Source organism: Microbacterium sp. 77mftsu3.1 (genome assembly GCF_900100525.1).
Taxonomy (GTDB): domain Bacteria; phylum Actinomycetota; class Actinomycetes; order Actinomycetales; family Microbacteriaceae; genus Microbacterium; species Microbacterium aquilitoris.
Window position 1 is genome coordinate 73,055 of the sequence record NZ_FNCR01000005.1, and the last position, 20,179, is coordinate 93,233.

The 20,179-nt window shown below is 69.8% G+C and carries 20 protein-coding genes; 2 read left to right on the plus strand and 18 right to left on the minus strand.

Going from position 1 to position 20,179, the window contains the following annotated elements:
- Window positions 1-12 precede the first annotated feature (12 nt).
- From kdpB to BLR68_RS13345, 12 genes are all read right to left on the minus strand, one after another.
- Window positions 13-2,178: a potassium-transporting ATPase subunit KdpB gene (kdpB, locus tag BLR68_RS13295; RefSeq protein WP_018185556.1), complete on the minus strand. Its 2,166-nt coding sequence runs from the start codon at window positions 2,176-2,178 to the stop codon at window positions 13-15.
- A 3-nt stretch (window positions 2,179-2,181) separates the two neighbouring features.
- Entirely contained in the window at window positions 2,182-3,855 is a 1,674-nt protein-coding gene (kdpA, locus tag BLR68_RS13300; RefSeq protein ID WP_018185557.1) for a potassium-transporting ATPase subunit KdpA, read from the minus strand.
- Window positions 3,855-3,944 (minus strand): K(+)-transporting ATPase subunit F, encoded by a 90-nt coding sequence (kdpF, locus tag BLR68_RS13305; protein ID WP_018185558.1) that lies wholly within the window; start codon window positions 3,942-3,944, stop codon window positions 3,855-3,857. Before kdpF ends, kdpA begins: the two co-directional genes overlap by 1 nt.
- Window positions 3,941-4,087 (minus strand): hypothetical protein, encoded by a 147-nt coding sequence (locus BLR68_RS18010; protein WP_018185559.1) that lies wholly within the window; start codon window positions 4,085-4,087, stop codon window positions 3,941-3,943. Before BLR68_RS18010 ends, kdpF begins: the two co-directional genes overlap by 4 nt.
- 116 nt (window positions 4,088-4,203) lie before the next feature.
- Complete coding sequence (locus tag BLR68_RS13310) at window positions 4,204-4,803, minus strand: DUF1349 domain-containing protein (protein WP_018185560.1); 600 nt, start codon at window positions 4,801-4,803, stop codon at window positions 4,204-4,206.
- 46 nt (window positions 4,804-4,849) lie between these two features.
- The gene (locus BLR68_RS13315; protein ID WP_018185561.1) at window positions 4,850-5,899 is read right to left on the minus strand and encodes an acyltransferase family protein; all 1,050 of its coding nucleotides are present in this window, start codon (window positions 5,897-5,899) and stop codon (window positions 4,850-4,852) included.
- A 152-nt stretch (window positions 5,900-6,051) separates the two neighbouring features.
- Window positions 6,052-7,029, minus strand: a complete 978-nt coding sequence (locus BLR68_RS13320) for a Gfo/Idh/MocA family protein (protein ID WP_018185562.1) — start codon at window positions 7,027-7,029, stop codon at window positions 6,052-6,054.
- Window position 7,030: 1 nt separating this feature from the next.
- Window positions 7,031-7,417: a DUF1304 domain-containing protein gene (locus BLR68_RS13325; RefSeq protein ID WP_018185563.1), complete on the minus strand. Its 387-nt coding sequence runs from the start codon at window positions 7,415-7,417 to the stop codon at window positions 7,031-7,033.
- A 7-nt stretch (window positions 7,418-7,424) separates the two neighbouring features.
- Window positions 7,425-8,348 carry a glycoside hydrolase family 68 protein gene (locus BLR68_RS13330; protein WP_018185564.1) on the minus strand — a complete coding sequence of 308 codons (924 nt, stop codon included), beginning with the start codon at window positions 8,346-8,348 and terminating at the stop codon, window positions 7,425-7,427.
- Between the two features lies 1 nt (window position 8,349).
- Window positions 8,350-9,174, minus strand: a complete 825-nt coding sequence (locus BLR68_RS13335; RefSeq protein WP_018185565.1) for a carbohydrate ABC transporter permease — start codon at window positions 9,172-9,174, stop codon at window positions 8,350-8,352.
- Window positions 9,171-10,130, minus strand: coding sequence for a carbohydrate ABC transporter permease (locus BLR68_RS13340; protein WP_018185566.1), 960 nt, complete (start codon window positions 10,128-10,130; stop codon window positions 9,171-9,173). The genes BLR68_RS13335 and BLR68_RS13340 overlap by 4 nt, the downstream gene beginning before the upstream one ends.
- A 3-nt stretch (window positions 10,131-10,133) precedes the next feature.
- A complete protein-coding gene (locus BLR68_RS13345; RefSeq protein WP_018185567.1) occupies window positions 10,134-11,498 on the minus strand; it encodes an ABC transporter substrate-binding protein in 1,365 nt (454 codons plus the stop codon).
- A gap of 248 nt (window positions 11,499-11,746) precedes the next feature.
- Here BLR68_RS13345 and BLR68_RS13350 point away from each other — a divergent pair, with 248 nt between their 5' ends.
- Window positions 11,747-12,781 carry a LacI family DNA-binding transcriptional regulator gene (locus BLR68_RS13350; protein WP_018185568.1) on the plus strand — a complete coding sequence of 345 codons (1,035 nt, stop codon included), beginning with the start codon at window positions 11,747-11,749 and terminating at the stop codon, window positions 12,779-12,781.
- 84 nt (window positions 12,782-12,865) lie between these two features.
- Window positions 12,866-13,843: an alpha/beta hydrolase gene (locus tag BLR68_RS13355; RefSeq protein WP_018185569.1), complete on the plus strand. Its 978-nt coding sequence runs from the start codon at window positions 12,866-12,868 to the stop codon at window positions 13,841-13,843.
- Between the two features lie 75 nt (window positions 13,844-13,918).
- Here the strand turns inward: BLR68_RS13355 and BLR68_RS13360 are convergent, their stop codons facing one another.
- From BLR68_RS13360 to BLR68_RS13385, 6 genes are all read right to left on the minus strand, one after another.
- Window positions 13,919-14,515: a fasciclin domain-containing protein gene (locus BLR68_RS13360; protein WP_018185570.1), complete on the minus strand. Its 597-nt coding sequence runs from the start codon at window positions 14,513-14,515 to the stop codon at window positions 13,919-13,921.
- A 113-nt stretch (window positions 14,516-14,628) separates the two neighbouring features.
- Window positions 14,629-16,017 carry an NtaA/DmoA family FMN-dependent monooxygenase gene (locus tag BLR68_RS13365; RefSeq protein ID WP_018185571.1) on the minus strand — a complete coding sequence of 463 codons (1,389 nt, stop codon included), beginning with the start codon at window positions 16,015-16,017 and terminating at the stop codon, window positions 14,629-14,631.
- A gap of 37 nt (window positions 16,018-16,054) precedes the next feature.
- Window positions 16,055-17,248 (minus strand): acyl-CoA dehydrogenase family protein, encoded by a 1,194-nt coding sequence (locus BLR68_RS13370; RefSeq protein WP_018185572.1) that lies wholly within the window; start codon window positions 17,246-17,248, stop codon window positions 16,055-16,057.
- Window positions 17,245-18,426 carry an acyl-CoA dehydrogenase family protein gene (locus BLR68_RS13375; RefSeq protein WP_018185573.1) on the minus strand — a complete coding sequence of 394 codons (1,182 nt, stop codon included), beginning with the start codon at window positions 18,424-18,426 and terminating at the stop codon, window positions 17,245-17,247. The genes BLR68_RS13370 and BLR68_RS13375 overlap by 4 nt, the downstream gene beginning before the upstream one ends.
- Window positions 18,423-19,088, minus strand: coding sequence for a methionine ABC transporter permease (locus BLR68_RS13380; protein ID WP_018185574.1), 666 nt, complete (start codon window positions 19,086-19,088; stop codon window positions 18,423-18,425). The genes BLR68_RS13375 and BLR68_RS13380 overlap by 4 nt, the downstream gene beginning before the upstream one ends.
- Complete coding sequence (locus tag BLR68_RS13385) at window positions 19,081-20,145, minus strand: methionine ABC transporter ATP-binding protein (RefSeq protein ID WP_018185575.1); 1,065 nt, start codon at window positions 20,143-20,145, stop codon at window positions 19,081-19,083. Before BLR68_RS13385 ends, BLR68_RS13380 begins: the two co-directional genes overlap by 8 nt.
- Window positions 20,146-20,179 lie beyond the last annotated feature (34 nt).

The window sequence follows — 20,179 nt, forward strand, 5'->3', positions numbered from 1 at the left end:
ATGTCCTTCGGATCAGAAGCCGGGGATGAGGCGGACGAGCAGGTCGATCAGCCAGATCCCGATGAAGGGGGCGACGACACCGCCCAGGCCGTAGACGGCGAGGTTGCGGCCGAGGATCGATGAGGCACCGCCCGGCCGGTACCGCACACCGCGGAGGGCCAGCGGGATGAGGGCGATGATGACGAGCGCATTGAACACGATGGCCGACAGGACAGCGGATGCCGGCGAGTGCAGCCCCATGATGTTCAGGGCCCCCAGCTGCGGGAACACGCCCATGAACATCGCCGGGATGATGGCGAAGTACTTGGCGATGTCGTTCGCGATCGAGAACGTCGTGAGCGCGCCGCGCGTGATGAGCAGCTGCTTGCCGATGCGGACGATGTCGATGAGCTTCGTCGGGTCGGAATCGAGGTCGACCATGTTGCCGGCCTCCTTTGCGGCCGACGTTCCCGAGTTCATCGCGACACCCACGTCGGCCTGCGCGAGGGCGGGCGCGTCGTTGGTGCCGTCACCGGTCATCGCGACGAGGTTGCCGCCCTCCTGCTCCTTGCGGATGTAGGCGAGCTTGTCCTCGGGCGTCGCCTCGGCGAGGAAGTCGTCGACGCCCGCTTCCTTGGCGATGGCGGCCGCCGTCAGCGGGTTGTCGCCCGTGATCATGACCGTCCGGATGCCCATCGAGCGGAGCTCGGCGAAGCGTTCGCTGAGGCCGTCCTTCACGACGTCCTTCAGGTGGACGACGCCGAGCACGCGACCGGTGCCGGCGGCATCCTTCGTCGCGACCACCAGCGGAGTCCCGCCGGACTGCGAGATCTCCTCGGTGCGCGCCGTGAGGTCGGTCCGTACATCAGCAGGCAGCGGCGAGCCGTCCTGCTCGAGCCACCCGATGATCGCCGAACCGGCGCCCTTGCGGATGGACGAGCCGTCGGGCAGGTCGAGACCGCTCATGCGGGTCTGCGCCGTGAAGGGCACGATGACGCCCTGGGATTCACCCGTCACGTCGACGCCGCGGCGGACCGCGAGGTCGACGATCGAGCTGCCCTCGGGGGTGGGGTCGGCCAGCGACGACAGCGCGGCGGCGCGGGTGAGCTCGGCTTGCGCCATCCCATCGAGCGGGACGAACTCGGATGCCTGGCGGTTGCCGTACGTGATGGTGCCGGTCTTGTCGAGCAGCAGCGTCGTCACGTCGCCGGCTGCCTCGACGGCACGACCCGACATCGCGAGGACGTTGCGCTGCACGAGGCGGTCCATGCCGGCGATGCCGATGGCCGACAGGAGCGCGCCGATCGTCGTCGGGATGAGGCAGACGAGGAGGGCGACGAGGACGGGGATGCTGACCGGTGCCGCCGCGTACGAGGCGACGGGGTTCAGGATGAGGGCCACCACCACGAAGATGATCGACAGGCTCGCGAGCAGGATGTTGAGCGCGATCTCGTTCGGGGTCTTCTGCCGGGCGGCGCCCTCGACGAGGGCGATCATCCGGTCGACGAAGGTCTCGCCGGGCTTGGACGTGATCCGTACGACGATCCGGTCCGACAGCACGCGGGTACCGCCCGTGACCGCGCTGCGGTCACCACCGGACTCACGGATGACGGGGGCCGATTCGCCCGTGATGGCCGACTCGTCGACCGAGGCGATGCCGTGGACCACGTCGCCGTCGCCGGGGATCAGGTCGCCGGCCGCGACGACGACGACATCGCCGAGTGTGAGGTCGGCCGACGAGACGTCATCGATCGTGACGCGCTCAGCGGCGACATCCGACTGCGCGTCGTAGCCGGCCACGCGGTGCGCCACCGTGCTCGTGCGGGTCTTTCGGAGCGTCTCGGCCTGCGCCTTGCCACGGCCTTCGGCGACCGATTCGGCGACGTTCGCGAAGAGCACCGTCAGCCACAGCCACACCGCGATGACCGCCGTGAACGAGACAGGGACGGGGGTACCACCGGAATCCGACGGCCCGCCCGTGAACGGCTCGGCGATGGCGAGGGCGGTGGTCAGCGCGGCGCCGAGCCACACGATGAACATGACGGGGTTGCGCCACTGGGCACGCGGGTCGAGCTTGCGGAACGCGCCGGGCAGGGCGGCCGCGATCGCGGCGCCGTCGATGCCGCGCCGGGTCGCCGACGCGGACGCGGCGGAAGGAGCGGAGGAAGCCGGGGCTTCGGAGCGGAGAGGTGTGGACATGGGTCAGATCAGTCCTTCTGCCAGGGGACCCAGCGCGAGTACGGGGAAGTAGGTGAGAGCGGTCACGATGAGGATCACGCCGACGAGGAGACCGACGAACAGCGGTCGATGCGTCGGGAGCGTGCCGGCCGTCGCGGGGATCCTGTCCTGCGCGGCGAACGAGCCCGCGAGGGCGAGGACCAGCACGATCGGGACGAAGCGCCCGAGCAGCATCGCGACGGCGAGCGCCGTGTTGAGCCACGGTGTGTTGGCCGTGATACCCGCGAACGCGGAACCGTTGTTGTTGGCGGCCGAGGTGAACGCGTAGAGCACTTCGCTGAAGCCGTGGATGCCGGGGTTCCAGATCGACGTCGTCGTGACGTCATCGCGGACAGCCGGGATGGCGAAGCTGAGCGCCGTGCCGACGAGCACGAGGATCGGGGTCACCAGGATGTAGATGCTCGCGAGCTTGATCTCGCGGGGACCGATCTTCTTGCCCAGGTACTCGGGCGTCCGCCCGACGAGCAGGCCCGCGATGAACACCGCGATGACCGCCATCACGAGGATGCCGTAGAGGCCCGATCCGACGCCGCCGGGGGCGAGCTCGCCGAGCATCATGTTGAGCATCGGCATCATCCCGCCGAGCGCGGTGAACGAGTCGTGCATCGAGTCGACCGCACCGGTCGAGGTGAGCGTGCTCGTCGACCCGAAGATCGTCGAGCCGACGATGCCGAAGCGCATCTCCTTGCCCTCCATCGCCGCGCCGGCGAGAGCGGGGGCGGTGCCGCGACCGGCGAGCTCGAACGCCGTCAGGGCGAGCGTCGAGGCGAGGAACAGGAAGCCCATCGCGCCGAGGATCGCATAGCCCTGTCGCTTGTCGCCGAGCATGGTGCCGAAGGTGCGCGGCAGCGAGAACGGGATGATCAGCATGAGGACGACCTCGAACAGGTTCGTCCAGCCGGTCGGGTTCTCGAAGGGGTGCGCGGAGTTGGCGTTGAAGAATCCGCCGCCGTTGGTGCCCAGGAGCTTGATCGCCTCCTGGGAGGCGACGGGGCCGCCGGGGATGTTCTGAGCCCCACCGACGACGGTCGCGACGTCGCTGAATCCGGTGACGTTCTGGATGACGCCGCCGGCCAGCAGCACGATCGCCGCGATGACCGCGATAGGCAGCAGGAGGCGGAACGTCCCGCGGGTCAGGTCGACCCAGAAGTTGCCGATCGTGCCGCTACGGCGGAAGGCGAGGCCGCGGACGAGGGCAACGGCGACGGCGAGGCCGACGGCCCCCGAGACGAAGTTCTGCACGGCGAGGCCGGCGAACTGCACCGTGTAGCCGAGGGTCAGCTCGGGAGAGTACGACTGCCAGTTGGTGTTCGTCACGAACGAGACGGCCGTGTTGAACGACAGGTGCTCACTGGGCGCGGGGAGACCGAGGGACCAGGGCAGCCACTGCTGGGTGCGCTGCAGCGCGTAGACGATGAGGACGCCGACCGCCGAGAAGGCGAGGACGCTGCGGGCGTACGCCTGCCAGGTCTGGGCGGATGCCGGGTCGACGCCGATCAGCCGGTACAGACCGCGTTCGGCCCGGGCATCCTTCGGCGACGAGTAGACCCAGGCCATGTAGTCGCCGAGGGGCCGGTAGGCGACCCCGAGGATGAGGGCGAGCGTGGCGAGGGTGAGGACAGCGGGAAGCCACTCCATCAGAACTTCTCCGGCTTCACGAGTGCGACGAACAGGTAGACGACGACGGCGACGCCGAGGACGGCGGCGATCAGATCGAAGACGATCACAGTCGATCCACCGCCTTCGCGAACAGACCGATGATCACGAACAGAGCGAGGACGCCCAGGACGTAGACGATGTCGAGCACGAGTGAGGCTCCGATTTCGAGGGATGCGGGCCCTGATCGGGCCGGCACGCCGGTGGGGCGCATCCCTGATGGAACACCTCCGCGAGGGCGGCGCCGGGCCTCCTCACGGAATCCATACGCCCGGTGGCGGCGTCCTCACGGGATCCTCACGGGGGCCCTCGTTCCCCCTGCCGACGGGCTCAGTGCAGGTCGGCGTCGGCGGCGCCGCGGCGCCAGGCCGTGAACGGCACGGTGAGCCCAGCGCGACTCGGCGCGCAGACGAACGGCCCCGCCGCGGCATCCAGGTCCGCCGCGAACGGGATGACCCGCACGAGCCGCAGCGGCTCGCCGTCGGCCGCCGCCCGGACGGTCAGCGCGGTGCCCTGCCGACTGATGCGCACGGTGATCCGCCTTGCCCGCCAGTGCGGGACGGGGGCGAGGGACCAGTCCGACATGCCGTCCGTGACGACGGCGCCGAGGTTCAGCTCACCGTCTGCGAACTCGATGCCGGCTTTGACCCACCGCGTCGCGTCGACGCGGACGAAGAGCCCCGCCTGGTCGAACTGCGCCTCGAACGGGATGTCGAACTCGACCTCCATCGCGGCGTCGTCGGGCAGCGGAGCGAGGAGCGCGTGCTCGGTGTCGTGCACGAACCCGTAGGAGGTGAGCCGCCAGGCGTCGCTGCCCTCCTCGGCGGTGACCAGCAGCATCCCCTCACGTTCTTCCGTGGCTCGCGGAGGCGTGGTCCAGGTGCCCTCGGACCAGTCGATGGATGCCACGGCTCGGACGGGTTCGCTCATGCCGCCAGGCTAGCGGCCGTCGTCAGCCCAGGCGGATGCCGGCGGATCAGCGCGTCCGCGCCGGGCCCTTCCGGGGCTCCAGCACTCGGACGAGCCACGCCGGTCGAGCGTAGACGCCCGGAATCCAGTGGGTGACACGGTGCACGGCGAGGCACCCGGCGATGGTCACCGCTGTCATCACGGGGGCAAGGAGGTCCGTCAGGGCGCCCGCTCCGTCGGCGAAGGCGAGGTTGACGACGGCATACACGACCAGCAGGACGTACCAGTGCAGCAGGTAGATCGGCAGCGTGTTCCTCCCCAGCACGGACATCCACCAGAAGACACGCAGTCCCGACATCGCTCGCGCGGCGAGGCACCCCGCCGCCACGGCCAAGACTCCCAGGGCGAGCCTGACCCCCACGACCTCCAGGAGAGCGAACTTCGCCACAAAGGCGGCAGCGGCGGCGAATGCGGCGACAGCGACCGCCGCCCACCAGATGCTCACGGACGCGATCATCGGCCGAAGCCGCGTCGATGTCTGCACCGCGAGCAGGAAGAAAATGAGGTTGTAGAGGGTCTTGTCTATCTCGATGGATCCGGTGGTCAGGAGCCCCATCCCGAACACGACACTCACCGCCACGGCGATGCCGAGCGCGGCCGCTGCCGGGATGCGGACGGCGAACCACGCGACGACGAAGTGGACGATCAGTGCCCAGATGAACCAGGTCGCCGGCGTCGGAATGACCGGGATCAGCAGGAGCGAGAACACGGCCGGCCTGTCCGTGGCACCGGTCAGCGGCAGGACCAGCACGGCGACGACCGCGATGATCGACCAGAGGACGTAGACCCAGGCGAGGTGCGAGATCCGGGTACGCAAGAGGTCAACGAGAGGCAAGCGGATGGCTCTGCCGGCGAACAGGCCGGCGGTGAAGAAGAAGAGCGGCAGGCGGAACGTGTCGAGCAATCCGACGAATTGACCCCAGTGGCCGGAGACCCCGCTTCCCGCGTGGTTGAACACCGTGTGCAGGAACACGACCATGATGATCGCGATCGCCTTCGCGGCGTCCACCCAGTCGACCCGACCCTGAGGCGCGTCGGCTGAGCGTGATCCGTCCACCGAAAGTCCCCGTGTCGTGCGCATCGCTCGGCTCCCCAGCCCGGTCCGCCGATCCCATTCGGCTGTGACGACTGGCGTCACTCTACCGATCACGGCGCTCGCGCGCTCGTCCGATCCGATGAGCGTACGGGCGCGGGACTGCGCGGCCGTCGTCAGCCCAGGCGGATGCCGGCGGACTCGAGCGCACGCACCGCGGTGTCGAGCACGGCGGCGCTGTGGTCGAGGCGGCGATCGCGCTCGGCGAGGTCCGCCTCGGCGATCATGCGGACGAACGCCCGGAACTCGGCCGTCATTCGGTGCGGGTCGTGGTCGAGGGCGATCCGCTCGTGGGTTCCGTCGCGCAGATGCAGCTCGACGACGGGGATCTCGTTCGGCGGGCCGTCGAACACCATCGCGCCCTCCGTTCCCTGGATCTTCGTCCGGGAGGGCCCGGGCGAGTCCTTCGCGCACACGCAGACCGCCGTGACGTCGCCGTAGCCGAGGACGGCGACACCTGACGTGTCGACACCCCGCTCCATCCGCGGCGTGTACGACACGGTTCCGGGGGCGCCCAGCAGACCGACGACGAGATGCAGGGCGTACACGCCGAGGTCCATCAGTGCCCCGCCGCCCGCGGCGGGGTCGAACGCGGGCGGGACCTCGCCGGAGCGGAAGGCGTCGTAGCGGGACGAGTACTGCGAGTACTCGCACTGCACGAGCCGCAGCTCGCCGAGGCGGTGGAGGTTGTCCCGCATCCACGCGACGTTCGCGAGGTACTGGTTGCTGATGGCCTCGACAAGGATCAGGCCTCGATCTTCCGCCAGGACGCGCAGCTCGGCGAGTTCGGCCGTCCGCAGCACGAACGGCTTCTCGCAGACGACGTGCTTCCCGGCGAGGAGGGCGCGACGGGCGACATCCGCGTGCAGCACGTTCGGCACGGCGATCCACACGGTGTCGACGCGGGGGTCCGCGAGACAGGCGTCGAGATCGGTGTAGACGAGCGGGATGCCGTGGGCCGCCGCCAGGGCGTCGGCCTTGTCACGGCTGGTCGCCCGTCCGACGATGGCCGCGATGGTGAGCCCGGGGACCTCGTGGGCGTGCGGGAGGAACTCGGCGACGATCTTGCCCGCGCCGACGACGGCGAGCTTCACCTCAGAGGGCCAGCCCGATCGCGAGCAGGATCACGCCGACGAGCGGAGCGGCGAGCTGGATGAGCGCCGCGCGCGCCTTCGAGCGGTCCGAGAGCAGCAGCACGAGCCCTGCCGCGACCATCGACCCGGCTCCGACGAACACGAGCGTCGCACCGATCGCCGTGGAGCCCGTGGCGACGAAGACGATGCCGAGGAAGACCGCGATCGCGAGGAAGAGGTTGTAGAAGCCCTGGTTGTAGGCGAAGGGCTTGGTGATCTCGACGGTCGCGTCGGTTGTCCCGAAAGTGCGCCGCGCGGCGGCCCCGGTCCACGCGATGGACTCGAGATAGAAGATGTAGACGTGGATGAGGGCGCCGAGCGCCGCGAACACCAAACCGGCGATGATCATGCCGCCATCATCCCAGACTGCGCGACGCGCGCCAGAGGGGATCGGCGGCGACCGGGTCGGTGATGCCGACGGGCGCTCCGGTCTCGTCGCGCGTGAAGGCGAGGAGGACGGGGATGCCCGCCCGGTCGGTGACGATCCTCCCCGCGTAGGCGGGCGCCGGCAGGATCAGCCGTGCGTCATCGATCCGGATGCCGGTGGGCACGGCCGCGGCGGGCACCGCCCACACGCCGTCGGCCCCGTCGGAGCGCGTGGCGCAGAAGAGGAGCACGGGGGTGCCGTCGAGCTCAGCGAGCTGCAGCACCTCGAGGTGCGGGAACGCCGGCGCCGGATCGGTGAGGGGCGGCTGCACCGTCCACGTGTCGAGATCAGGCGACCAGGCGTGCCCGACGACGCCCCCGCCGGTGGTCGACCCGCCCGCGCCGCGGGCGGTGATCAGCATGTGCCAGCCGTCGCCGGCGGGATCGCGGAACACCCACGGATCGCGCCACGCCTCGTCGGGCCACGAGGTGTCGCCGAGCTTCTCGTAGTACTCCCCCGCGGCGCGGAGGACGAACCCGTCGCGCTTGTCCCACGTGTGCAGGTCGACCGAGGTCGCCATGCCGATCGCCTCGACGTTGCGAGGCGACGATCCGTCGACGAAGGATGCCCCCGTGTAGAACATGCGCCACAGCCCGTCGTCGCCGTGGACGACGCATCCGGTCCAGGTCGCCGTCTCGTCGAACGTGCCGGCGATCCCCGGGCCGAGCACCTCGCCGTGATCGGCCCAGTCGGTCAGATCCGTTGAGGTCGCATGCCCGATCCGCGCATTCCGGTGGCGGAGGTCCGGGTCGCCGAGAGAGGTCGGCGCGCGCAGGTAGTACAGGTGGAACGTCTCGCCGTCGTCAGCGACCCAGAAGTCCCACACCCAGTGCGCCTCGAGAGAGAACGCCACGTCAGCCCTTCAGCGACCCCTGCATCAAAGCAGAGACGAAGTGCCGCTGGAAGATCAGGAAGATGATCAGCGTCGGGGTGAGGATGAGCAGCGACCCGGCGCACAGCAGCGGGATGTCCGTGCCGTATTGCCCTTGGAAGGCGCCGAGAGCGCCGGCCATCGTGCGCTTCTCGGGATCGTTCACGAGCACGATCGCGAGCAGGAACTGGTTCCAGGTCCACAGGAACAGCAGGATCGCCAGCGACGACAGCGCGGGAACCGACAGCGGGATGTGGATGCGCCAGAAGAGCTGCCACGTCGTCGCGCCGTCCATGCGAGCCGCCTCCGAGAGGTCGGCCGGCATCGTGATGAAATGCGCCCGCATCCACATGACGGCGAACGGCATGAACAGCCCGATGAGCGGCAGGATGATCGCCCACCGGGTGTTCAGCAGGCCCATCTCGCGGATCTGGAAGTACAGCGGCGTGATGATGCCCTCGAACGGGAGCGTCAGGCCGAGGATGAACGCGACGAACACGATGCGCCCGCCGGCGGGACGGAGGTGGCCGAGCGCGAACCCGGCGAGGGTCGCGAACAGCACGGCCGCCGGGACGACGGCGATCTCGATGAGGAAGCTCGATCCGAGCAGCGCCGCCATGTTCGCGGACTGGAACGCCGTGACGAAGTTGTCCCACCGGGGCTCGGGCGGCCATTCGAGTCCGCTGGGGTACGTGCCCGGCGCGTGGAGCGCGGTCACGAAGAGGCTGATGAACGGCATGATCGTGACGAGCATCAGGATGATCAGCAAGACGCGGCCGAGCCACTTCTCGCGTGCGCGGACGATCACGATTCTTTCCCTCGGAGGATGCGCTGCAGCGGCAGGACGATGAGGAGGACGAGGGCCATGAGGACGATGGCGAACGCCGACGCCGTTCCGACCTCGCGCTGGTAGAACGCGAGATAGAAGATCTGGAGGCCCGGGACGAGAGTGCTGTCGCCGGGGCCACCCTGCGTGGCGATGTAGATGATGTCGAAGCTCGCGAGCGCGGCGATGACGGTGACCGTGACGCACACCGCGACCTCCTGGCGGACACCCGGGAGCGTGATGCTGAAGAACTCGCGGATGGGACCGGCGCCGTCGATGCGGGCGGCTTCGTAGAGCGCGGGATCGATCTTCGTCATGCCCGCCAGGATGAGGACGAGGCAGAGTCCGACCTGCACCCACGCGCCGATCACGCCGACGGCGGGAAGAGCGGTCGAGAAGTCGCCGAGCCACGCGCGGGTCACCCCGCCGAGGCCGAACAGACCGAGGAGCTGGTTGACCAGCCCGTTGGTCGACAGCTGCCAGCTCCACATGATGCCGGCGGCGACGAGCGGGATCACCTGCGGCAGGAAGAGGACGGTCCGCGAGATGGCGGCCAGTCGGCTCGCGGCGATCGCGCGGATCATGTTCGCGGCGACGAGGGCGATGCCGACGGGGATGATGCTGAAGTAGATGATCAGCTCGAACGCGTTGCCGATCGCGCCCGTCAACTTCGGGTTGCTGAAGACCTCGACGTAGTTGGCGAAGCCGACCCACGTCGCCGGACCGATGCCGTTCCACTCGTAGAACGAGTACTGCGCCGACAGGGCGATGGGACGCAGCACGAAGAAGACGTAGAAGCCCGCGGCGGGGAGTACCAGCAGGTACGCCGCGAGGCTGGCGCGGAACTTCCGCCGGCGACGGCGCTGTGCCGCCGCCGAGTCGAGCGCTGCTGCGCCGGTGGAGACCACCGGCGCAGCAGCGGGAGGAGCAGAGACCATCACTCAGTTCCCGATTTGGCTTTCGTAGTCGGACTGCACGGACGACAGGAGGCCCTCGGGGGTCTGCTCGCCGGCGACGAGCTTCTGCAGGTTGGGCGTCCAACTCTGGGCGTAGATCGCGCCGGTCGCGTTGGCGATGAAGTCCATCGCACCGTTCGCCTCGGACAGCTGAGCACCGGCGGCGAGCGTCGCAGCCGTGGTCGAGCCCTCCTTGACGGGAGGCATGAACGCGTCCGCAGGGCCCATCGGGTGCGAGCCGCCGACCTCGACGCCGATCGTGCGGGCCTTCTCGTTCGTCGCGGTCCAGTTCAGGAAGAACGCGGCGCAGTCGGGGTGCTTCGCCGTGGCTGCGACACCGTAGGTCAGCGGAGCGGACATCGCACCGATCTGGCCGCCCTCTTCACGCGGGGGCATGAGGAAGAAGCCGGCCTCGCCGGGCATCTGGGTGTCGAGGTTGCCCGACTCCCAGTCGCCGTCGAACATGAAGAGCGAGTCGCCACCGATGAAGCGGCTCATCATCTGCGCGTAGTCGAGCGAGTTGATGTCGTCGGCGAAGAAGCCCTCGTCGATCCACTTCTTGAGGTGCTTTGCCGCCTCGAGGTTCTCGGGGGTGTCGATGGAGGCGCCGGGCTGCTGGAAGATCCAGTCGTTGATCTTGGCCGGGTCGCCATAGGACGCCATGAGCGCCTGCAGCGGGAAGGCCAGACCACCGGTCGCGCCGCCGTTGAACTGTGTGATCGGCGTGATGCCGGCATCCTTCGCAGCCTTCAGCGCGGCGTCGAACTCGTCGAGGGTCTTCGGGGCCTCGGTCATGCCGATCTTCTCGGCGAGGCTCTTGTTGTAGAAGACGCCGGTCATCGAGTAGTTGAGGCCGAGCGCGTAGAGCGGGCCGCTGCCGCGACGACCGTTCTCGTCGACCCGCAGCTGCTGGAGCTGCGATTCGGGCCACGTCGTCCAGCCGAATGCTTCGGCGTAGGGGTCGAGGTCGAGGAGGAGCCCGTCGGTGGCGAGCTCGGACATCTGCGGCAGGCGCATGAGGTCCGGCGGCGAGTCCTGCAGGACGCGCGGTGCGTTCTGCGTGATGACGGCGAACTGGTCCTCACGGATGTCGAAGGTCACGTTCGGGTACTGCTTCGTGAACTCGTCGGTGAGGTCCTTCGGCAGCGGGAAGCCGGTCTCGAAGTAGCCGCTGAGGACGACGTCCTCGTCACCGCACGTGGGGCCGTTCGCCCCGAAGTCGGCGGTCGAGGATGCCTGCGGTGCCGCGGTCCCTCCGGGAGGGGCGCACGCGGTGACGGCCACGGCGAGCGAGGTGAGGACACCGGCGAGGATGAGCGGGCGGAGGGGGCGCTGTGTGAGTCGAGACATCACTGTCTCCTTTCAGAGAACCACGGTGTTCGGGAGGAAAAGCGTCGACGTGAGTCGGTGCTAAATCGCGTTAGCAAGGTCATGATGCGCCACCGATCCCCGACGTGTCAATGGGCAGGAGCCGTGTCGTGACCGAGACGTGTCCGCGCAATCCGCCGGCGGGAGCCGCTTGCGCCCCCGCGCCGCGGCGCCTCCCCCACCGCCGTTAGGATCGCGGGAGACAGGAGGACTCCGTGACGAGGAATCGGGTGACACTCGCCGACGTCGCCCGCGCAGCGGGCATGTCGCGCACGACCGCGTCACTCGTCCTGTCGGGCCGAGGCGATGAGATGCGGATCGCCGAGGCGTCGCAGGAACGCGTGCGCCTCGTGGCCGCCGAACTCGGCTACCGGCCGAACATGATCTCTGCGGGACTGCGCAGCGGCACGAGCCGGACGCTCGGGTTCATCTCGGACTCCGTCGCGACGTCGCAGCTGGCCGGCGACATGATCAAGGGCGCTCTCGAGGGTGCCCGTCGCCACGGGCACATGCTGTTCATCGGCGAGTACGAGGGCGACGACACCGAACGCGAACGCCTGATCGACGCGATGCTCGACCGTCAGGTCGACGGCGTCATCCTCGCCTCGATGTTCACCCGGGAGCGTCCGGTCCCCGCCGCCCTCGCCGGACGGAACGTCGTCCTGCTCAACACGTTGCCCGAGGGGCCGGCGAAGAACGCGCACGCGATACTCCCGGATGAGCTGGATGCCGGGCGTCGCGCCGCGCGGCTGCTGCTCGAGCGCGGACACCGGGACATCCACCTCATCGGAGCGGGGCCGACGCCGGCGGATGTGCCCCGCAGCACCATCGCCGGGCGGGAACGCCTCGAGGGGATCCTCGACGAACTGACGGGCGCGGGACTCTCCCCCGCCTCCGGCCGCAAGCTGAGCATCTGGCTGCCCGCCGACGGCTGGAAGGCGACCGCGGACCTCATCGCGACCGGCGTGCGCTCCGGCGCCATCATCGCCTTCAACGATCGCATCGCATTCGGCGCGTACCAGGCCGTGTCCGAGGCGGGGTTGACCGTGCCCGGCGACTTCTCGATCGTCTCGTTCGACGACCACCAGCTCGCGAGCTGGGTGCACCCCGGCCTGACGACCTTCGCGATCCCGCACTTCGATCTCGGGCTGCGCGCCGTCGAGATGCTGCTCACCACGCCCGCGGAGTCCCCGGCGTCGGTCGAGCGCCTCCCGATGCCGCTCCGCAGCCGCGGCTCGGTGCGCGCGGTCACCGACGCGCACTGAACGAGAACCGGTGCGAGGCATCCGCTACTCTCTGAGCTAACGCGATTTAGCACGTGGCTCACCCGCCGCGTGGAGAGGATCAGCATGGAGCAACGGAGCCCCAGCGCACACGGCATCCCGCACCCCCCGTTCGATCCCGACGTCCGCCGGGCGCTCGAGGAGGGCGAGGACGTCGTCGTCGGTCTTGCCCCGAGCGACATCAGCGCGCTCCGCGCCGGAGCCGTCCCGCCGACGCGCGAGGCCTACACGCTCGGCGGACGCTTCGCGGACCGCGCGGCCCGGACGGTCGCCGCCGACGGCGCCGAGGTGCGCCTGACCGTCCTCACCCCTCGCGACGAGCCGGGGCCCTTCCCCGTGGTGTTCCACATCCACGGCGGCGGGATGGTCGTCGGCGGTGCGCACGACGTCCTCCCCGACCTGGGACCGACGGCGCTCGACCTCGGCTGTGCGATCGTCTCGGTCGAGTACCGGCTCGCGCCCGAGAACCCTTACCCCGCCCCGCTCGACGACGTCTACGCCGGCTGGGAGTGGGTCGCACGGGAGGGGTCCGCGTGGGGGCTCGACCCCACGCGCGTCATCGTGCACGGGGTGAGCGCGGGCGGCGGGCTGGCTGCCGGCGCGGTGCTCCGCGCACGCGACCACGGGGGCCCGGCCACCCTCGGCCAGATGCTCGTGTATCCGATGCTCGATCACCGCAACGACTCGGCATCCGCTCGTCAGATGGAGGGTCTCGGCGCATGGGACCGCCGCGCCAACGCGACCGGCTGGGCGGCATATCTCGGCGCGCTCGACGCCGACGCGGTGCCCGCCTACGCCTCCCCCGCCCTCGCCGCCGACCTGGGCGGCCTGCCCGCGACCTTCATCGAGGTCGGGTCGGCCGAGACCTTCCGCGACGAGGACGTCGACTACGCGCGCCGCATCTGGGCCGCCGGCGGTGACGCCGAACTCCACGTCTGGCCGGGCGGCGCCCACGCCTTCGACGCGCTCGCCCCCGACGCCGCGCTCTCCCGCGACGCGCGCGACGCGCGGGTGCGGTGGCTGCGGCGCGTGCTCGGGCGCTGACCCCCGGCATCCGGCGCATGCGAACGGCCCGCCACCGGTGGGTTCCACCGAGGACGGGCCGTTCGAGGAAAGCGGTCAGGCGCCGGGGACGAGGACCCGGTCGATCGTGTGGATGACGCCGTTCGACGCCTGGATGTTGATGGCGCGGAGGACGAGCTTGGGGTTCTTCAGCTCGGGCGTCTCGTCGCGCAGGATGATGCCGCGCGGCTCGATCGTGCCGCCGTTCGCCATCTCGATCGAGCGCGAGAAGAGGACCTTGAGGGGCGAGAGCTTCTTGCCCGCGACCACGTGGTACAGCAGGATGTCGCTGATCTCGTCGGTCGTGAACGTCGAGGTGATCGCCGTGAGCGCCGCCTTCTCGGAGGTGGGCGCCGTTCCCGTCAGGTCGGTCACGAGACGCTCGAACGCACGGTCGTTCGGAGCGAACACGGTGAAGGTGGCGTTCGGGTCGTCGAGGGTCTTGTCGAGACCGGTCGTGACGAGCGCCTGGACGAGGATGTCGTAGTCCGATCCGTTCGCGTCCGGGGTGCCGCCGCCGGAGGCGGCGACCGCGACGTCGACGATGGTCCCCTTCGGCGCGGTCGCCTGATGGGCCGAGGCAGGGGATGCGGTCAGGGCGAGCGCGCCCGCGACCACCGTGGCGAGGGCGATTCCGAGCTTCTTGTTCATCATGTTGCTCCTTCGATGAGAAGAGTCACGCCCGGCGGACATGTCGGGCGCTACTAGGTGTTCCGCCGGACAGGCCGCCTCGGATGCAGCACGAGAGAAGTTTTTTCAGCCGGCGCTCACCCGAACAGCGGCGCCACCGGGACGTCGAGGTTCGCGCCGCCCCGGTAGCGCGCCGCGATGTGGTTCTCGGGCAGGCGCGGTCCGCGCCCGAACAGACGCTCGCGCAGGGTCGGACCGCCCTCGAGGAGGCGACCGCGCTTGCGCAGCTCGGGCACGACGAGCTCGGCGAAATCGCGGGCGGTGTCGAAGGAGTGGTACTGCCGCAGATTGATGCCGTCGATGCCGTCCTCGTCGAGCCACCGTTCGATCTCATCGGCGACGACGGTGGGAGTCCCCGCAACGAAGAAGCGGCCCTCACGACCCGTGGCGATCCCGTCGAGGAGTTCCCCGATCGTCGCGTCGGGGCCGGTCGGCGGCGCCGCATCCGCTGCGACTCCCGCCTGCGCGAGGGCGTCGCGGACGAGGGTCTCGCGGGGGAAGGCCGTCGGGTCGAAGGGGAACCCGGCGTGGGCGAGGATGCCGTCGACGCTCGTGTTCTCGCGGTACGTCCGCCACTTGTCGGCCGCTTCGTCCTCGGTGCGACCGACGACGACGCCCGCCTGCACGATGAAGCGGAGGTCGTCTGCGCCGCGCCCCTGGCGGGCGGCCGCCGCCCGCATCTGCTCGACGTTGCGGATGAAGTCCGCCGTCGAGCGCCCTCCCGTGAAGACGAGCTCCGCGTGGCGTCCGGCGAACTCGATGCCGGCGGGCGATCCGGTCGCCTGGTAGAGGACGGGCGTGCGCTGCGGCGAGGGCTGGCTCAGGTGGGGACCCGCGACGCGGAAGTTCTCCCCCACGTGATCGACGTAGCGGACCTTGGACGGGTCCGTGTAGGTCCGGGTCGCGACATCCGCGATGACCGCATCGTCGTCCCACGAGCCCTCCCACAGCTTGTAGACGACGTCGAGGAACTCGTCCGCGATCGCGTAGCGGCGATCATGCGGGATCTCATCGGCCAGCCCGAAGTTTCGGGCCGCGTTCGGCAGGTACGAGGTGACGATGTTCCACCCCACCCGTCCCCGGGTGAGGTGATCGAGAGTCGACATGCGGCGGGCGAACGAGAACGGCGGCTCGTAGCTGGTCGAGAACGTGACGCCGAAGCCCAGGCGCTCGGTCACGGCCGCCATGGCGGGGATGACGAGCAGCGGATCGTTTGAGGGGATCTGCAGCCCCTCGCGGATCGCGGTCTCGGGGCCGCCCCGGAACACGTCGTACGCACCGACGACGTCAGCGAGGAAGACCCCGTCGAATCCGCCGTGCTCGAGGATCTGCGCGAGCTCGATCCAGTACGAGATGTCGTTGATCCGGTGCCGGTTGTTCCCCGGCAACGACCACAGCCCGTGGGTGATGTGACTGACCGTGTTCATCTCGAACAGGTTCAGGATGAGCTTCTTGCGCTCCGCCATGCGGGTCCTTTCTGGAGGTTTCGGGCGTCGCTGCGGATCAGGCTTCGCCGGTGCTCCACCACCCGGGCACGGGGGTGTCGTTGAGCAGCAGGTCGCCGAGTGCGCGCGCCTTGAAGGCGAGGGGATTGTGGGATGCCAGGGTTCGGGCGTTACGCCAGTGTCGGTCCAGGGCGAGGTCGGCGTCGACCGCACTGGCCCCACCGACCTCGAAGAGCAGAGTGGCCGCCTCGAGCACGGCGGGGAGGACGACGAGCTGCGCGCGGGCCGTCGCTGCCTCGACGGGGGCGATCACGTCGCGCAGCGCATCACCCGAGACACCGGCGGACTGGGCGGCGACCGACGCGTCGAGTCCCGCGACCGCGGCCGTGAGCGCGGCATCCGCCGTGAACGACAGCGCCGACAGCCGACCGACGGTCTCCTGCACGAGCGGGTCCTCACGGGCCGTCGCGGCCGAGGCATGACTGTAGGTCCGGGTGCGCTTCTGCACGAACGCGACCGCGTCGTCGACGATCGCGCGCCCGATCCCCGCGGCGGCGGCCAGGAGGACCAGCTGGACGAACGCCCCGCCGTGCGACGGACCGCCGACGACGCGGCGGGCGACGGCATCCTCGTCGACGACGACCGAGCGGAAGACGGTCGTCCCGCTCCCGGTGAGGCGCTGACCGAAGCCGCGCCAGTCGTCGACGACGTCGACTCCGGCCGCCGCCGTCGGCACGAGTGCCGCGACGAGAGCCCCGTCGTCGTCCTGCGCGGCGACGGAGACGAGGTCGGAGAACAGCGTCCCGGTGCTGTAGTACTTCGTGCCGTTGAGGCGGAGCCCATCGGTCGACCCCGTCAACGTCGTCGACAGCGCGCCGACCTTCGCCGACGATCGCTCGTGGGTCGCGTTGCCGATGATGGCGCCGCCTGCCACCAGGGCGAGCCTGCGGGAGCGCTCCTCGGAATCGGGCGACAGGATCGTCCGATCGACGAAGGAGAAATGCGAACGGAGCAGCTGCGCGAGATTCGGATCACGACGGCCGAGCTCGGCGAGGAGGGCGAACAGCACCGATGGCGGCTCACCGCCGCCGCCGAACTCCTCAGGCACCGTCACCCGGGTGAACCCGGCGCGCCGGAGAAGAGCGACCTCGTCGTGCGGCAGTCTCCGCGCGAGTTCGCGGGCGACGGCATCCCGCCCGACCTCGTCGAAGACGGGGGCGAAGCGTTCCACCGCATCGGCGACCCGTGTCATGCGAGCGCGACCTCCGCAGGACGGGGCGCCTGCGCTCCCGGCGCCTGCCACGCCGGCAGCGTGCCGGTGAGGGCGACCTGACCGAGCGCACGCGTGCGCTGGATGACCGGATTGTGCGAGGCGATCGTGCGGACATTGCGCCAATGACGGTCGAGCGCTCGACCCGTGCCGACCGCCGATGCGCCGCCCACCTCGAACAAGCGCGTCGTCGCGTCGAGGACCAGACGAGGCACGAGCTCCTGGAGTCGGAAGACCTCGAACTGGATCTCGCGCATCTCCGTCGCGCTCGCTCCCCGATCGGATGCTGCGCCCAGGTCAGCGGCGACCGACAGCACGAGCCGACGGGTCGTCGCCGCGACGACGTCGAGCTCCCCCACCACGAGCTGCACGAGCGGGTCCTCGCGCGGAAGCGTCTCGCCCGCGAACCCGAAGGTCCGCCGCCGCGGGGTCACGAACTCGACGGTGTCGTCGAGGGCGCGCTGGGCGATGCCGGCGATGACGGCGAGGAGGGTGAGCTGGAGGATCGCCCCCAGGTGGTGTCCGCGCGCCTCAGCGCCTTCGGCGGGCGCCACGAGGATGCCGTCCTCCGCCACCGGCGCGCGATCGAACACCGTCGTCCCGCTTCCCGTGAGCAGCTGCCCGAACCCGTCCCAGTCGTCGGTCGAACGGACCCCTGGGTGGTGGGCCGACACCGTGACCGCGACCCGCTCGTCCCCGTCGAGGGCCGCGAGGTGGATCCAGTCCGCGTAGATGCTGCCGGTCGTGTAGTACTTCCGCCCCGACAGCAGCGGCTCGCCGCTCGTGCGGTCGATCCGCGTCTCGAGGTGCGCCGTGTCGTGCCGTTCGGACTGCGCGTTCCCCACGAAATCCCCCGCGAGGATCCGCTCGAACCACGGCTGCGCCAGCTCGATCGGCTGCTGCCGGAGCGACTCGACGAACGCGAGGTGACCGCGCCAGACGTGGCCGAGGCTGGCATCCGCGGCGGACAGCCGGATGAGGCGGGCGAACTGCTCCTCCAGCGAGATCGGGGAACCCCCAGATGCCGCAGGCACCCGCCACGTGCCGAAGCCGATCTCGCGCAGCTCGGCGAGCTCCGCGGTCAGCAGGCGCCGCTCGCGCTCGCGCTGCGGCGCGTCGACTGCGACGCGAGCGAGGAGGTCCTCGAATCGCCCGGTCACCGGTGCATCACCTTCCGCGCCACGGCGTTGCCGAGGAACTGGGCGAGCTGGACGAGCACGATGAGGGCGAGGACGACTATGCCGACCGAGATCCAGTCGAAGCGCTGGTATCCGTAGTTCATGGCGAGCGACCCGAGTCCGCCGCCGCCGAGCACTCCCGCGACCGCCGTCGCGTCGACGAGCGCGACCAGGATGTAGGTCAGCCCCAGGGTGAGCGGGCCGAGGGCCTCGGGCACGACGATGGTGAAGAGCACCCGGGCGGGACTCGCACCCATCGCAGCCCCCGCCTCGATGGACCCGGGGCTCACCGCGACGAGGTTCGATTCCGAGACGCGGGCGATGGCGACGCACGCGACGATGATGAGCGGGATCGTCTGCGGCAGGGGGCCGAGCCCGGTGCCGAAGAGAGACCTCGTGAGCGGGATGAGGGCGATCGCCACGATCAGGAACGGGATCGGACGGACCACGTTGATGACGAGGTTCAGCACCGCGAAGATCGCCCGGTTCTGGAGGAGGTTGCCGGGGCGGCTCGCGTAGAGCAGCAGCCCGAGCAGTACGCCGATGACGGCGGCTCCCGCGAAGGCGACGACCACCATGAGCCCGGTCTCGCCGACGGCGACCCAGAAGCGGGGGAAGAAGGCGTTCGGGTCGAAGTCACGCATGAACGGCCTCCTTCTCGCTCGTCCGGGCGTCCGGGGCCGGCAGCTCCGAAACCGTGGTCGTCTCGCGGAGACCCGCGATGGCGGCATCCACGGCCGCATCCGTTCCGAGGAGCTCCACCGTCAAGCTGCCGAACAACCGGCCCTGCAGCTCGTCGACGCCCCCGAAGACGACGTTGACGTCGACGTCGTGCGCGCGGGAGACCTGTGAGAGCAACGGGTGGTTGGTATCACGGTCCTCGACGTGCAGCTGGACGAGGCGTCCGCGATGGACGGCGCGGATCTTCGCGAGCGCCTCGGCGGACGGGATGTGGTGCAGCACCGACGACACGAATCGTCGGGTGGTCGGATGCCGCGGCGAGGAGAAGACGTCGTAGATGCTGCCGTGCTCGACGACCGCGCCGTCCTCCATGACCGCGACCTTGTGAGCGAGCTCGCGGACCACGTCGATCTCGTGGGTGACGAGCAGGATGGTGACGCCGTACTCCTCATTCACCCGCCGGAGGAGGGCCAGGACCTCACCCGTCGTCTGCGGGTCGAGTGCGCTCGTCGCCTCATCCGAGATGAGGACGTCGGGCCGGGTGGCCAGCGCGCGAGCGATGCCCACGCGTTGCTTCTGGCCGCCCGACAGCTGCGACGGGTACGCGAGCGCCTTGTCGGTGAGCCCGACGAACCGCAGCAGCTCCTCGACGCGGTCGAGGGTCTCGGCCTCGGAGAGGCCCGCCAGCCGCAGCGGGTAGGCGACGTTCTTGTAGACGTTCCGCGACTCGAGCAGATTGAACTGCTGGAACACCATGCCGATGCGCTGCCGCGCGGCGTACAGGGCACGGCCCTGGAGGGCTGAGATCTCGCGACCGTCGACGACGACCCTTCCGCTCGTCGGCCGCTCGAGCGCATTGACCGTGCGCAGCAGGGTCGATTTGCCGGCGCCCGAGAAGCCGACGATCCCGAAGATCTCGCCCTTCTCGACCGTCAGGCTGACGTCGCGGAGGGCGTCGACCGTGCGTCCCTTCGACGTGAAGGATTTGGAGACGTTCTCGAAGGCGATGGCGGTGCTCATGGGTTCCTCATCTCAGCCGGGTGCGGTCGCGAGC

Coding starts and splice junctions, on each gene's coding strand:
- BLR68_RS13385 (WP_018185575.1), bottom strand. CDS start 20,145: ATGAGCACCGCCATCGCCTTCGAGAACGTCTCCAAATCCTTCACGTCG.
- BLR68_RS13340 (WP_018185566.1), bottom strand. CDS start 10,130: ATGGTCTCTGCTCCTCCCGCTGCTGCGCCGGTGGTCTCCACCGGCGCA.
- BLR68_RS13325 (WP_018185563.1), bottom strand. CDS start 7,417: ATGATCATCGCCGGTTTGGTGTTCGCGGCGCTCGGCGCCCTCATCCAC.
- BLR68_RS13310 (WP_018185560.1), bottom strand. CDS start 4,803: ATGAGCGAACCCGTCCGAGCCGTGGCATCCATCGACTGGTCCGAGGGC.
- BLR68_RS13370 (WP_018185572.1), bottom strand. CDS start 17,248: ATGACACGGGTCGCCGATGCGGTGGAACGCTTCGCCCCCGTCTTCGAC.
- BLR68_RS13355 (WP_018185569.1), top strand. CDS start 12,866: ATGGAGCAACGGAGCCCCAGCGCACACGGCATCCCGCACCCCCCGTTC.
- BLR68_RS13365 (WP_018185571.1), bottom strand. CDS start 16,017: ATGGCGGAGCGCAAGAAGCTCATCCTGAACCTGTTCGAGATGAACACG.
- BLR68_RS13345 (WP_018185567.1), bottom strand. CDS start 11,498: ATGTCTCGACTCACACAGCGCCCCCTCCGCCCGCTCATCCTCGCCGGT.
- kdpB (WP_018185556.1), bottom strand. CDS start 2,178: ATGTCCACACCTCTCCGCTCCGAAGCCCCGGCTTCCTCCGCTCCTTCC.
- kdpA (WP_018185557.1), bottom strand. CDS start 3,855: ATGGAGTGGCTTCCCGCTGTCCTCACCCTCGCCACGCTCGCCCTCATC.
- BLR68_RS18010 (WP_018185559.1), bottom strand. CDS start 4,087: ATGCGCCCCACCGGCGTGCCGGCCCGATCAGGGCCCGCATCCCTCGAA.
- BLR68_RS13380 (WP_018185574.1), bottom strand. CDS start 19,088: ATGCGTGACTTCGACCCGAACGCCTTCTTCCCCCGCTTCTGGGTCGCC.
- BLR68_RS13360 (WP_018185570.1), bottom strand. CDS start 14,515: ATGATGAACAAGAAGCTCGGAATCGCCCTCGCCACGGTGGTCGCGGGC.